Annotated in this window: 10 protein-coding genes and 2 tRNA genes; 8 read left to right on the top strand and 4 right to left on the bottom strand. The window is 72.7% G+C overall.

Going from position 1 to position 13,585, the window contains the following annotated elements:
- The first annotated feature begins 2 nt into the window (after positions 1-2).
- The 3 genes from IO20_RS0108070 (at position 3) to IO20_RS0108060 (ending at position 3,673) form a co-directional block, all read left to right on the top strand.
- Positions 3-1,106, top strand: a complete 1,104-nt coding sequence (locus IO20_RS0108070) for a DUF1906 domain-containing protein (protein ID WP_030549682.1) — start codon at positions 3-5, stop codon at positions 1,104-1,106.
- A gap of 232 nt (positions 1,107-1,338) precedes the next feature.
- Positions 1,339-1,884, top strand: a complete 546-nt coding sequence (locus IO20_RS0108065) for a SigE family RNA polymerase sigma factor (RefSeq protein ID WP_030204788.1) — start codon at positions 1,339-1,341, stop codon at positions 1,882-1,884.
- Positions 1,885-2,020: 136 nt separating this feature from the next.
- Entirely contained in the window at positions 2,021-3,673 is a 1,653-nt protein-coding gene (locus tag IO20_RS0108060; RefSeq protein WP_030549681.1) for a long-chain fatty acid--CoA ligase, read from the top strand.
- Positions 3,674-3,810: 137 nt separating this feature from the next.
- On the opposite strand, the gene IO20_RS0108055 is transcribed toward IO20_RS0108060, so the two are convergent.
- Positions 3,811-7,950: a response regulator gene (locus IO20_RS0108055; protein WP_030549680.1), complete on the bottom strand. Its 4,140-nt coding sequence runs from the start codon at positions 7,948-7,950 to the stop codon at positions 3,811-3,813.
- A gap of 132 nt (positions 7,951-8,082) precedes the next feature.
- Complete coding sequence (locus IO20_RS0108050; protein WP_030549679.1) at positions 8,083-8,508, bottom strand: SSI family serine proteinase inhibitor; 426 nt, start codon at positions 8,506-8,508, stop codon at positions 8,083-8,085.
- Positions 8,509-8,799: 291 nt separating this feature from the next.
- Here IO20_RS0108050 and IO20_RS0108045 point away from each other — a divergent pair.
- The 4 genes from IO20_RS0108045 to IO20_RS0108030 all read left to right on the top strand — a co-directional run bounded on the left by IO20_RS0108045 (position 8,800) and on the right by IO20_RS0108030 (position 10,708).
- A tRNA-Ser gene (locus IO20_RS0108045) sits at positions 8,800-8,890 on the top strand.
- Positions 8,891-9,104: 214 nt separating this feature from the next.
- A tRNA-Arg gene (locus IO20_RS0108040) sits at positions 9,105-9,177 on the top strand.
- Between the two features lie 484 nt (positions 9,178-9,661).
- Positions 9,662-10,048, top strand: coding sequence for a hypothetical protein (locus tag IO20_RS40685; protein WP_169749643.1), 387 nt, complete (start codon positions 9,662-9,664; stop codon positions 10,046-10,048).
- A 153-nt stretch (positions 10,049-10,201) separates the two neighbouring features.
- The gene (locus IO20_RS0108030) at positions 10,202-10,708 is read left to right on the top strand and encodes an RDD family protein (RefSeq protein ID WP_342668742.1); all 507 of its coding nucleotides are present in this window, start codon (positions 10,202-10,204) and stop codon (positions 10,706-10,708) included.
- Positions 10,709-10,758: 50 nt separating this feature from the next.
- Here the strand turns inward: IO20_RS0108030 and IO20_RS0108025 are convergent, their stop codons facing one another.
- A complete protein-coding gene (locus tag IO20_RS0108025) occupies positions 10,759-12,015 on the bottom strand; it encodes an NAD(P)/FAD-dependent oxidoreductase (protein WP_030549676.1) in 1,257 nt (418 codons plus the stop codon).
- A gap of 101 nt (positions 12,016-12,116) precedes the next feature.
- A complete protein-coding gene (locus IO20_RS0108020; RefSeq protein WP_030549675.1) occupies positions 12,117-13,061 on the bottom strand; it encodes an RNA polymerase sigma-70 factor in 945 nt (314 codons plus the stop codon).
- 95 nt (positions 13,062-13,156) lie between these two features.
- Between IO20_RS0108020 and IO20_RS0108015 the strand changes: the two genes are divergently transcribed.
- Positions 13,157-13,522 (top strand): PH domain-containing protein, encoded by a 366-nt coding sequence (locus IO20_RS0108015; RefSeq protein WP_030549674.1) that lies wholly within the window; start codon positions 13,157-13,159, stop codon positions 13,520-13,522.
- Positions 13,523-13,585 lie beyond the last annotated feature (63 nt).

Raw genomic sequence — 13,585 nt, 5'->3', positions numbered from 1 at the left:
CGGTGGCCGGGCGGGGCGGGCGGTTCTTCACTCGCGGCATGAGCACACACGAACCACCCCGATCAGCCCTCGCAGCCGAACCGGTGACCGCCGCCGAACCCGTACCCGCCAGCGTGTCCGCATCCGCATTCGCGTTCGCGTCCCCTCCCACGCCCTCGTGTTCGTCCTCGGCGGGCTCGCGGACCGTGCTGCTTCACCGGCTGTCTCCCGGAGCGCGGACCGTGGTCGCCGCCCTCCTGGCGGCGCTGGCCGGGGCGGCCCTGCTCAGCGGCCCCGCTCCGGCCGTGGCGGCCCGACCCGGTGCCGCTCCGCCCGGTGGCACTCCGGCAGGTGCCGATCCGTCCGGTGGCACGCGCACGCCGGCTCGTGAGGCCGCGCCCGCGCATTTCACCGGCCGGGCCTTCGACACCTGTGACGCGCCCTCCCTGGAAGTGATGAGGGCCTGGCGCAGTTCGCCGTACGGGGCGGTCGGGATCTACTTCGGCGGCCGGGGCCGGGGCTGCCCCGTCCAGCGGGAGCTGACCCCCGCATGGGTCGCTTCCGTGAACGCCATGGGCTGGCGGCTGCTGCCCCTCTTCGTCGGCTCCCAGGCGCCGTGCGTGGTCTCCCCGGCCAAGCGGCCCTTCGCCATCGGCGCCAGCCCCTGGAGCCAGGGCACCCGGGAGGGGGCCGAGGCGGTGCGGGAGGCGCGGGCCCTGGGCCTCGACGCGAGCAGCCCGCTCTACCTCGACATCGAGGCCTACCGGCAGGGGGACGCGTCCTGCGCCGCGACCACCCTCTCCTTCGTCCGCGCGTGGAACCGGGAGGTGCGGCGCCTCGGATATCTGCCGGGGTTCTACAGCAGTGCGGACACGGGGGTACGGGACATCGAGAAGCAGCGGAGGGCGGGTACGAAGGACCTGCCGGCCGTGATGTGGTTCGCGCGTTGGCGGGGGCGGCCTTCGCTGTATTCCGAGGAGGTGCTGGACCCGCAGGCGTGGATGCCGCACGCCCGGATCCACCAGTACACGGGCAACGTCACCGAATCCCACGGCGGGCGCCGTCTCTACATCGACCGCAACGCGATGGACGCGCCCGTGGCCCGCGTCACGGCCCCCGTCCCTTGAGCCCCCCGCCCCTTGACCTCCCCCGTCCCCTGAGCCCCCGTCCCCTGAGCTCCCGTCCCCTGAGCCCTCGTCTCTCCCGTCGCCGTCCGAGGGACCTCCGACCCTGAGGAGGCCCCGACGGGTCTCCACCCAGAGGAGGTGAGGCGGTCCCCACCCCTACAACCTGAGGCGGACGGAGGGTCGGGACCTGGGGCCGATCCGCCGGGCGCCCCTCCCCTCCTAGCGTGGAGTCATGACTCCGCCACCCTCTGGCCCCGTCTGCGCCGGTGCCTCGCAGTACGCGTCGTACCCGACCTTCTCCTCGTACGTACGGGCGCGGCAGCCCGTACTCCTGCGCACCGCGCGTTCCCTGACCGCCAACCCCTGCGACGCCGAGGACCTGCTCCAGACGGCGCTGGCCAAGACCTTCATGGCCTGGGAGCGCATCGAGGACCACCGCGCCCTGGACGGCTACGTCCGTCGCGCGCTGCTGAACACGCGTACGTCGCAGTGGCGCAAGCGGAAGGTCGACGAGTTCGCCTGTGAGGAGCTGCCCGAGCCCGCCGGTCTCCCGGAGCCGGACCCGGCCGAGCGGCAGGTGCTGCACGACGCGATGTGGCGCGCGGTGCTCAGGCTGCCGGAGCGGCAGCGCCAGATGGTGGTCCTCCGGTACTACGAGGACCTCAGCGAGGCCCAGACCGCCGAGGTGCTCGGGGTGTCGGTCGGTACGGTCAAGAGCGCGGTGTCCAGAGCGCTCGGCAAGCTCAGGGAGGACCCGGAGCTGACCCCCGTACGGTAGGCAACCGGGACAGGACGGCGCCCCCGCCAGTGAACACTGGCAATTCACGTACTCCCGGGTAGTGACATACCGCGTGGTATGTGCGCAGAATCTCCACACCCTTTCTGCCACGTAGCGCCCACCGGGAGGACGCCCCGTGTACAGCACCATGCAGGACGTACAGCTGACCGTGAGCCGCATCCTCAAGCACGGGATGACGATCCACGGGAAGTCCATCATCACCACCTGGACGGGAGAGCCCGAGCCGCACCGCCGCACGTTCGCGGAGGCGGGAACCCGCGCGCACCAGCTGGCCAACGCCCTGCGCGACGAACTCGGGGTCATCGGCGACCAGCGTGTCGCCACGCTCATGTGGAACAACTCGGAGCACGTCGAGGCGTACTTCGCGATCCCCTCCATGGGCGCGGTGCTCCACACCCTCAACCTCCGTCTGCCCCCGGAGCAGCTGGTGTGGATCGTCAACCACGCCGCCGACCGGGTTGTGCTCGTCAACGGCTCGCTGCTGCCCCTCCTCGCCCCGCTGCTGCCGCACCTGCCGACGATCGAGCACATCGTGGTGGCGGGCCCCGGCGACCGTTCCGTCCTGGACGGCGTGGCGCCCCGCGTGCACGACTACGAGGAGCTGATCGCGGGCCGTCCGACCACGTACGACTGGCCCGAGCTCGACGAGCGTTCGGCCGCCGCCATGTGCTACACCTCCGGCACCACCGGTGACCCGAAGGGCGTCGTCTACTCCCACCGCTCGATCTACCTGCACTCGATGCAGGTGAACATGGCCGAGTCGATGGGCCTCACGGCCAAGGACACGACCCTCGTCGTCGTCCCGCAGTTCCACGTCAACGCCTGGGGCCTGCCGCACGCCACCTTCATGACCGGCATCAACATGCTCATGCCGGACCGTTTCCTCCAGCCGGCCCCGCTCGCCGACATGATCGAGCGCGAGAAGCCGACCCACGCGGCCGCCGTCCCCACCATCTGGCAGGGCCTGCTCGCAGAGGTGACCGCCAACCCCCGCGACCTCTCCTCGATGGCCCAGGTGACCATCGGCGGCGCGGCCTGTCCGCCGTCCCTCATGGAGGCGTACGACCGGCTCGGCGTCCGCCTCTGCCACGCCTGGGGCATGACCGAGACGTCCCCGCTGGGCACGATGGCCCACCCGCCGGCCGGTCTGACGGCCGAGGAGGAGTGGCCGTACCGGGTCACGCAGGGCCGTTTCCCGGCCGGTGTCGAGGCGCGGCTCGTCGGCCCCGGCGGCGACCACCTGCCCTGGGACGGTGAGTCGGCCGGTGAGCTGGAGGTGCGCGGCACCTGGATCGCGGGCTCGTACTTCGGTGGCGTGGACGGCGAGGCCATCCGCCCGGCCGACAAGTTCAGCGAGGACGGCTGGCTCAAGACCGGCGACGTAGGCGTGATCAGCCCCGACGGCTTCCTGACCCTCACCGACCGCGCCAAGGACGTCATCAAGTCGGGCGGTGAGTGGATCTCCAGCGTCGACCTGGAGAACGCGATCATGGCGCACCCGGAGGTCGCGGAGGCCGCCGTCGTCGCCGTGCCGGACGAGAAGTGGGGCGAGCGCCCGCTGGCGACCGTCGTGCTCAAGGAGGGGGCGACGGCGGACTACGAGACGCTGAAGGCCTTCCTCGCCGACGAGGGCGGCATCGCCAAGTGGCAGCTGCCGGAGCGCTGGGCGATCGTGCCGGCGGTGCCGAAGACGAGCGTGGGCAAGTTCGACAAGAAGGTCATCCGCAAGCAGTACGCGGAGGGCGAGCTGGACGTGACCCGGATCTGACCCGGATCTGACCGAGATCTGACCCAGATGTGACTCGGCTCTGAGCCAGCTCTGAGCCAGCTCCGACCTATGTCCGACTTGGCTCCGACCCACCGCCAGCGAACACCAGTCGGCACCGACCGGCCCTTCACCCAGGGCTAGTTGGTGCCGATCTTCGCGAGCAGGTCGACGATCCGGGCCTGGACCTCGGCGCTGTTCGAGCGTTCGGCGAGGAAGAGGACCGTCTCGCCGGACGACAGCTTCGGCAGCTCCTCGTCGACGAGGTCGACGGAGGTGTAGACGACGAGCGGGGTGCGGTTCAGCTGCCCGTTCGCCCGCAGCCAGTCGATGATCCCGGCCCGGCGGCGGCGCACCTGCATCAGGTCCATCACCACCAGGTTCGGCTGCGTCTGCGTGGCAAGCGCGACCGCTTCCGTGTCCGTGGCCGCCCGCGCCACCTGCATCCCGCGCCGCTCCAGGGTGGCCGCGAGCGCCTCCGCGATGTCCTCGTGCTCCTCGATCAGCAGGACCCGGGACGGGTGCTGCTCGCTGTCGCGCGGTGCGAGCGCCTTGAGGAGTACGGCCGGATCGGCGCCGTACGCCTCCTCCCGGGTCGCCTGACCGAGCCCGGCCGCGAGCAGCACCGGCACCTCGGCGGCGACGGCGGCCTGGCGCAGCGACTGGAGCGCGGTACGGGTGATGGGGCCGGTCAGCGGGTCGACGAAGAGCGCGGCAGGGAAGGCGGCGATCTGGGCGTCGACCTCCTCGCGGGAGTGGACGATCACCGGCCGGTAGCCCCGGTCGCTCAGCGCCTGCTGGGTCGAGACGTCGGGCGCGGGCCAGACCAGCAGCCTGCGCGGGTTGTCGAGGGGCTCAGGGGGCAGTTCGTCGTCGACCGGACGCGGCGCCGGCCGGTTGGCGACCTCGACGGCCCCACCGGGGCCGTCGAGCGGCTCGGGACCCTCGGCGGAGCCGGCGGCGGGCGCTCCTATGGCGTACGCGCGGCCCTCGGTGGCGGCGGTGAGCCCGAGGGCGGCCTCGGGCTGCGCGGACGGGTCCGCGTCCGGATGCGGCCTCGCCTCGCCGACGGCCGGTACGGGAAGGGCGGCCGGGGCCGGCGGGTCGACGTCCGGCGGGGTGGCGAGCCTGCGCCGCCGCCCGGAGCCGTTGGAGGGCGCGCCGGGGGTCGCGGGGGCTGCGGGGGCTACCGGGCCGGGGGAGGCCTGAGGTGCCGCGGGGAGCGGCGAGGCCATCGGGGCGGGCGGGACGAAGGGAACGCCCTGCCCGAGGGTCCGGACGCTGAACGCCCGACCCTGCGTCGAGTCCTTCGGTACCGGAGTCGGAGTCGGCGTCGGCGTCGGCATGGGCATCGGCAGCTCGGGCGGCAGCGGTACGGAACCGGTGCCGGTGCCGGAACCCGTGGGGTTACGGGGCCCGGGCCGTACCGCCGACTCCGACTGCGAATCGTGCGCCGACTCCTGCGCCGACTCCTGTGCCGGCACCGGCGGCTGCTCCGGCTGCGGAGGTTTGACGGCCCGGCGGCGCCCGGTCGGTTCGGCGGGCGGCATCGCGGCCGGGGCGGGCGAGGCCGCAGAGGGCACCGCAGAGGCAGCGGAAGGAGCAGCCGGAGGGACGACCGACGGGACCGGCCCGTGGGACTGCGTGTGCGGATGGGGCTGCGAAGGCGTGTGTTCGGCGCCCGGGACACCCCGTACGGCCTCGTGACGACCTTCGTCGGGGACCGGCAGCGGCCCGGCGAACGGAACGCCGGCCGGAGTCGTGAACGGAGCACCGTCCGGCGTGGCTACCGGCTCGGGGCGGTCGGCCTCGGCCGGCGGAAGCGCGAACGGAGTCCGGGGACCGGCCTCGGCCGCGGCCGCCCGCTCCTGAGCGGCGGCCAGCGCACGCCGCCGGCGCCCGCTCGGCCGGGCCTCGGCCACCCCGTCACCGTCGCTGTTCCCGTCCGCCGACGCGGAGCCGGGACCGGAAGCGACGGCCGGCAGGGCGCGGGCCGGAGCGGGGGCGGAAGCGGAGGGGGGAGCGGAAGCGGGGGCGGGAGCGCCGGCGGGCTCGACGGGGACGCCCTGCGGCGGCACGGCGGCGCCGAGCGCGGCACGCCCCTGCGCGCTCTCGGCAGCGGTCACCACGGAGCCCTCGGCGGGCCTGCCCCGGCGGCGCCCGGTCGGCTCGACCACGGAGCCACGTGAGCCGCCTGAGCCACCCGGGCCGGTGGCGGTGCCGGAAGCGGTGAGAGCGAAAGGAGAGCCGGACGGGGTGTCCACGGCAGCGTTCTGCTGCGCCGGGATCAGCTCGGCGGCGCCGGTGGCGGCCTCTCCCGTACGGGCACGGCGGCGCCCACTGGGCTCCGTACCGCCGCCGCCCTCGGGGGCGACCGGGCTGGCCAGGAAGGCGTCCGTGGACCCGCGCCGGGCCCGCCGGCGCCCGCCACCTGAGGTCTCCCCGGCCCCGGCCCCGCCATCGAACCCGTCCCCGGCCTCACCCGAAGGCGAACCGACAGAAGGCGCGCCGACGGGAGGCGTCACGGAGGGCGGCGTCATGGAGGGAGGTGTCATGGGGGGAGGTGTCATGACGGGCTCGCCGGCCTGCGCGGGCAGCGCGAGGACCTCGCGGCCGCCACCGGCCGGTGCCGCGGCCCTCGTCTCCGCAGCGGGCACAGTGCCCCGGCCGGAGCCGAGCGGGACTTCGAGGACGTACGCGCCGCCGGTCGTCCCCGGCACCTCATGGGTCTGCACGACACCGCCGTGCGCTGCCACGATGCCGCGCACGACGGGCCCGTGGACCGGGTCGCCGCCCGCGTACGGGCCGCGGACCTCGATGCGTACGACGTCTCCGCGCTGCGCGGCCGCCACGACGATGGTGGAGTCGGCGGGCGCGGCGCCCGGGGCGGTGGCCCGGTTCCTGCCGGTCGCGTCGACGCCGGCGACGTCCGCGACGAGATGCGCGAGCGCCGTCGCGAGCCGGGCCGCGTCCACCTCGGCCTCGATGGGCGGCGCGTGCACGGCGAACTGGGCACGGCCAGGACCGATGAGCTCGACGGCCGCGTCGATGCCGGCCGTCACGACCCCGTCGAGGAGCGCGACGCGCCGGTCGAGCCGCTCCGCTCCGGCGTCCAGACGCTGGTAGCTCAGGACGTTGTCGACGAGCGCCGTCATGCGGGCGTATCCGGCGGCCAGGTGGTGCAGGACCTGGTTGGCCTCGGGCCAGAGCTGCCCGGCGTCGTCGGCGGCGAGGGTGCCGAGCTGGGTGCGCAGCTCCTCCAGGGGGCCGCGCAGCGACTCGGCGAGGACGGCGGTCAGCTGTTCGTGGCGGGCGGCGAGCGAGGCGTACCGCTCCTGCTGCGCCTCCCGTTCCGCCGCGCTCCGCTCGGCGCGGTCGGCGAGTTCGGCCGCGTTCCGCTCCTCGAGTGCGGCGAGTTCGGCGGCGTGCTGCTCTTCGAGTGCGGCGAGTTCGGCGGCGTGCTGCTCTTCGAGCTGCTCGTACGGCCTGCGGTCGGTGAAGGTCATGACGGCGCCGACGAGCTGGTCGCCGTCGCGCACGGGAGCGGTCGTCAGGTCGACCGGGACCCGCTCGCCCTTCTTCGACCACAGGACCTGTCCGCGGACGCGGTGCTTGCGGCCGGACTTGAGGGTGTCGGCGAGCGCCGATTCCTCGTACGGGAAGTCCTCGCCGTCGGCGCGCTTGGCGAGGATCAGCGGGTGCAGCTCCTGCCCGCCGAGTTCGCCGGCGCGGTAGCCGAGGATCTGCGCGGCGGCGGGGTTGACGAGGACGACCCGGCCGTCGGTGTCCGTGCCGACGACGCCCTCGGCCGCGGCGCGCAGGATCATCTCGGTCTGCCGCTGCGAGCGGGCGAGTTCGGCCTCGGTGTCGAGGGTGCCGGTGAGGTCGCGCACGACCAGCATGAGCAGCTCGTCGCCGGTGTAGCCGCCGTACGAGTCGTAGGCCTCGCGGCCGTCCTCCAGGCTGGCGCTGGTCACCTCGACGGGGAACTCGCTGCCGTCCGTACGCCGGGCCATCATCCGGGTCGGCTTGGTGCGGCCCCGCTCGTCGGTGCCCTCGGGGCGGCGCATGGAGCCGGGAATGAGCCGGGAGTCGAAGTCGGGCAGCAGGTCGAGCAGACCGCGCCCGACGAGTGCGGTGCCCGGTGTCTCGAACATGCCGAGGGCGATGGTGTTGGCGTTGACGACCGTGCCGTTGCAGTTGACGAGCACCAGGCCGTCGGGGAGGGCGTCGAGTATGGCTGCGAGGCGAGCAGCGCCTCGGGATGGCCTGCTGCTCACGAGACGCTTCCTCCCTGACTCACTGCACTTGCCTGTCGCACTTGCCTATCGGCCGGCGGGCTCCATCTTGCCCCTCGGGCCGCAGCCTGTCACTGAGGGGAGTCTAAGGGAGCCCGCGGGCGTACTCCCTGCCTATCCCCGGAGGAGTGGAAGGACCGGCTCCAGGTTCTGCCAGCGGTCGATCTCGCAACCGTTGGCCCGGGAGAAGCGGGCGTCGATCGTGCGGCCCTGCCAGGTGCCGGTGACGTGCGCGACGGCGGGGCCGCCGTACACCTGCGTACAGAGCTGATCGGCGGGCACGGGCTTGAACGGGTTCACGCCCTCCTTCGCGAGCTGGTCGAGCCGCTCGCAGGCGTCGTCGCGGGCGGGGTGGTTGCCGCCGGCCTGGTCGTCGCAGGTCAGCTCGAAGGTGCCGTCGGCGTTCGGATGGCCGCTCTCGGCCACCGTCACGGTCAGCCTGTCGGGCGGTGAGAGCAGGGGCAGCGGCGGCAGCGGGCCGAACCCTGCGGCGCCGGCGGCGGTGGTGGCGAGGGTCGCGAGGACGAGGCTGCGCAGCATGCGGATCTCCAGGAACGGCGTGTGGCGGCGAGTACGACGGGGCGCGGACGCACGATGTGCCCCGTCCCCTCTAACGCTCCGGGCGCCACGGCGTTGCGCAAGCGGGGTGCGCCGGGCGGGGCCGGACAGGCGTACCGGCGGCGCCGGCGGAGGCCGATGTCGGTGGGCGGCGCGACCGCTCTGGGCTTTGCCCTCGACCCCGAAGGCCTAGTACGGTGAGAATCGATTGGTGACAGCCGGTTCGCCTGTGTCATCATCTGCACGCACCACTCGCGTATGCGCGGGGTGCGAGGAGGCGTCGCCTAGTCCGGTCTATGGCGCCGCACTGCTAATGCGGTTTGGGTCTTAAAGCCCATCGAGGGTTCAAATCCCTCCGCCTCCGCCCCTACCGAAGCCCCGGCCCCCAGGCCGGGGCTTCGGCCGTTCCCGGCCCGCCCCGCCGGACACTCCCACGACTGCCCAGACGGCGTTTTCGCAGGTCACAAGGGGTGCGGTAATCGGATTTCACATGACGGCGGCAGTCATGTAATGTTCTTCCTGTCGCCGCGAGCGGGTCGAAAGACCGGGGAGCGAAGGCAAGAAACACAAAAGAACAAGCACTCGTAGCTTAACGGATAGAGCATCTGACTACGGATCAGAAGGTTGCAGGTTCGAATCCTGCCGAGTGCACACAGGTAAGAGGCCCGGACGAGAGTCCGGGCCTCTTGCGTTTCCGGGGCGTACGGCGGTTGGCCGGGAAGCGGCCCGGGCGCCGTCGGTAGGGTGTCCGCTCATGTCGCGTCGGCCGTGGGGGCTTGGAGGCGCGTTCGGTCGGGAGGGGCGTATGAGGTTCAGGGCTGGAGGAGCGGGTTTGACCGCTGTGGTGTTGGCGGCCTTGGCGGGGTGTGGGCCACAGGGGGCCGCAGGCGCGGAGGGCACGGCGGGACCGGTGGCGACGAACACCGCACCCGTGACGACGCCGAGTAGCACGGCGCCGGCGAGCACCGCACCGGCGACGGGGTCCGCGAGTGCCGTGCCGGGGGCGGAGAGCGTGACGCTCTCCTCTGCGGAGCTGCAGGGGCGGTGGTGGACATGGGCGGCGTCGGAACCCGAGGCGACCAACCCTGTCGCCGACTTGGACGGCAGCGACTGTGGGCGTCACCAGCCCCACGACGTGTGGTTCCTGGCCGGCACCTTCGGCGGTCAGGTGAAGCGCGCGTGCAAGGTTCCCGGCGGCCGTCCCATCGCTGTGCCTGTCATCAACCACGTCGGAGACCGCGCGTCGTGTACGGCCTTCATGAGCGGTGCGAGCGGGACCGTGCTCTTCGACGGCAAGGTGGTCGCGCCGGAGGCCTACGAAGGTGACTCGATCACGGTGCGAGGCGCTCAGGGCAACCCCGTCACCGGAGAGGAACGGCGCTTCACGGCTACCGGGTGCGGCCTGTGGGTGCAGCTGCCGCCGCCGGCTCCCGGGACGCATGCGCTGAAGGTCCGTGGCCGGTCAGGCGACTTCGCGATCGTCGTGGACTACGCGCTGACCGTCGCCGCCTCGGCGACTTAGGTGAGTCGCGACGCGCCCTGGATGCCAGCTCGGTGCCGCGATCCGGGCAGTCGAGCCCCTCGGGTAGCGTGCCCCGGGCGATGAGCCCGGAGCCTCTCGCGTTGCGTCCGAGGGCTTGGCCTCGGTGGTAGTGGTGAGGAGGATCTTGTGGCGATGATTTCGGGGGGTGACCTCGGACCGCTGCCGGCTGTGGGTGAGCGGGTGAGGCTTCGGCCTGTTCCGGGTGCACCGGCCGGTGTCATGCGGCGGTGTGCCGCGGTTGCCGTGGACCTTCCCGTTGCCGTGGTCGTCCTCCTCGGGCCCCTTCTCGGTCTTGACCGGATGCTGGAGGCCATGGCCGTCCCGGAGGATTCGGTGCGGACCGTCTGGCGGGTCGCCGTCGGCGTGTGGCCGCTCGCTTTCGTGCTGGGCTACTCACCGGTGTGCGTCTCGCGATGGGGCGGGACCCTGGGCAAGCGCGTGATGGGCATGGAAGTGGTCCGCGTACGGGACGGCGGACGGCTCCGCTACGGCCCAGCGGTGCTGCGGCACGTCACGAATCTGGTGTCCAACCTGGTGCCGCTCTTCCTCGTCCCCCACGTGTCGGCGATGACCCTCAGCCCGAACCGGCAGGGCTTTCACGACCGGGCGGCGGGCAGCGCGGTGATCCACCGCAGGTGAGGTCCCGCAGGTGAGGCCCCGGGCGTCGGGTCCGGGGCCGGTCGCCTGCGTCATGCCGTGGTCTCGGCCGGCACGCCCGCGCGCGGCTGGGCCGCGACGGTGCGGTGGCGGCGGGTCGGCAGTCCGAGGGTCGGCTTCCCGACGCTCCAGGCCGCGCCCTTGCAGACGAGTTCCTTGTACGTGGCGGCGAGCCGGCCCGTCAGGGCCGACCGGACGGAGCGGTCGTCGGCGGTGACGTACTGGATGAGGCCGTCCTTGCGGCCGAGCGAGATGCACTGGTTGAAGTAGCGGAGCGGCACCGTCGGGATCTTTCCGCCGGTCAGGCGGGCCGCGATGGCGTCGGCGGCCTGCCAGGCCATGGGCCCGCCCGTGGCGCAGCACATCCGCAGCGGCTTGTCGCCGGGGCCCATGGCCATGGCGGCGTCGCCCGCGGCGTACACGTCGGGGTGCGAGACCGAGCGCATGGTCCCGTCGACCACGATCTGGCCCGCCTCGGTGACCTCGAGGGTGGTGGCGCGTGCGATCGGGTGGACGGCGAAGCCGGTGGTCCACACGGTGACCGCGGCCGGGACGGATCCGCCGTCGGCGGTGGTGAGGCGGTCGGCTTCCACGCGGGTGACGGCGGCCCCCTCGTGCACGGTGATGCCGAGCCTGTCGACGACCTTCCGCAGGTGGTCGCGGCCCTTGGGCGAGAGCCAGTCGCCGAGGTCGCCGCGGGCGGCGAGGGCGACGGAGAGGTCCGGGCGGGCCTCGGCGATCTCGGTCACCGCCTCCAGACCGGTGAGGCCGCCGCCGACGACGACCACGGACTCCCCGGCGCCGAGGCGGGCCAGGCGGTCGCGCAGCCGCAGCGCTCCGGCGCGGCCGGCGATGTGGTGGGCGTGCTCGGCGGCGCCGGGGACACCCTGGTCGTTCCAGTCGCTGCCCAGGGCGTACACGAGGGTGTCGTAGGCGAGTTCCACGACCTCCGCCCGCTCGCCTCCCGTGGCCTTTGAGGCGGCCGGGGCGGCGGCGCCGACCGGGCCTTGGGCCGGGGCCGTGACGGTGACGGTCTTGCGGTCGACGTCGACCGCGGTGACCCTCGCCACCTTCAGTTCGACGCCGGTGCCCGCGAACATCTCGGTGAAGGGGCGGGGCCTGAGCTCCTGGCCGACGGCGACCTGGTGCAGCCGGACGCGCTCGACGAAGTCGGGCTCGGCGTTGACGAGGGTGATGGCGACGTCCTCGCGGTGCAGCCGCTTGGCGAGGCGCCCGGCGGCGACGGCTCCGGCGTATCCGGCCCCGAGGACGATGATGCGGTGCTGCATGTCCGTACTCCTGTCTTCACGCTTTTCGGCGGGCTGCCCCTTGAACCGGGCAGCCCGCCGTTTCCTGACAGGCATCAGGTGTGAAGCAGGTCACACCGGGGTCAGAAGGCTTGGAACAGGGGTTCCCCGTGGTCGGTGGCCGTCCATCGCCGCGTCGCGCGTTCGAGCTTGTCGGGGTTGACCTGGCTGCGGACGGCGGCGATGCCGTCGGCGCCGATCTCCACGCACATGACGCCGACGACCCGGCCGTCGACGACCGCCACGACGGCGGGGGCGCCGTTGGCGGTCGCGGCGTAGATCCCGGCCGAACCGCCCACGAGGGTGCGCTTGGCCGGGCTGGACTTGAACAGTCCACGCAGGAAGGTGGCGACCGCGCGGGCGCCCTCGAACGCCTTGGCGCGGGCCGGGACCTTGCCGCCGCCGTCGCCGATCGCGACCGCGTCCGTGGTGAGCATCCGTACGAGGGTGTCCGTCTGCCCGCTGGTGGCCGCGGCGAGGAACTCCTCGACGATCCGCCGGGCGGTGGCCTCGTCGATCTCGGTGCGGGCCTTGCCGTCGGCGACGTGCTTCTTCGCGCGGTGGAAGATCTGCTGGCCGGCGGCCTCGGTGATGTCGAGGATCTCGGCGATCTCGCGGTGCGTGTAACCGAAGGCCTCCTTGAGCACGTACACCGCCCGTTCGTTGGGGGAGAGCCGCTCGAGGAGGGTCAGCACCGCGTACGAGAGCGACTCGCGCTGCTCGGCGGTCTCGGCGGGGCCGAGCATCGGGTCGCCGGCGAGCAGCGGCTCGGGGAGCCACTGGCCGACGTAGGTCTCGCGCCGCGCGCGGGCCGAGGTGAGCTGGTTGAGGCACACGTTGGTGAGCACCTTCGTCAGCCAGGCCTCGGGGACCTCGATGCGGTCCACGTCGGCGGCCTGCCAGCGCAGGAACGTGTCCTGCACGGCGTCCTCGGCCTCGCTCGCCGAGCCGAGGAGGCGGTACGCGATGGCCTCCAGGCGGGGCATGGAGGCTTCGAAGCGGTCCATGGCGTTCATGGTCAGGGCCATGGACCGGATCCTAACTCCCACCCCGCCCTGTCGGCCTGGTAGTTGGGGTTAGGGTCGGTTGATCGTTCTTTCATTTCGAATGTGGGGGTTGGGGCATGGCACTCTTCGGGAACGCGCACGCGATCGATCCGGCGCAGGCGCAGCAGGACTACGCGCGGCTGCTCGGGCAGGGGGAGCAGGTGCACGCCGCGTACCTGCTGATCCGCGACACCATCTTCTTCACCGACCGCCGGCTCGTGTTGGTCGACAAGCAGGGGATCACCGGCAAGAAGGTCGAGTACCACTCGATTCCGTACCGGAGCATCACGCACTTCGCCGTCGAGACGGCCGGCACCTTCGACCTGGACGCCGAGCTGAAGATCTGGATCTCGGGCAGCCAGCTGCCCGTGCAGAAGACCTTCACCAAGGGCGTCGACATCTACGAGGTGCAGGCGATCCTGACGCAGTTCGTCGCGAAGTAGAGGCGGCGCAGGAGTCGGAGGAGTCCAGGAAGTCGGGGGAGGCGGGGAGGGGTTTCTGGGGAG

Source organism: Streptomyces exfoliatus (genome assembly GCF_000725545.1).
Classification (GTDB): domain Bacteria; phylum Actinomycetota; class Actinomycetes; order Streptomycetales; family Streptomycetaceae; genus Streptomyces; species Streptomyces exfoliatus.
This window is presented reverse-complemented; position numbering and strand designations above follow the sequence as displayed.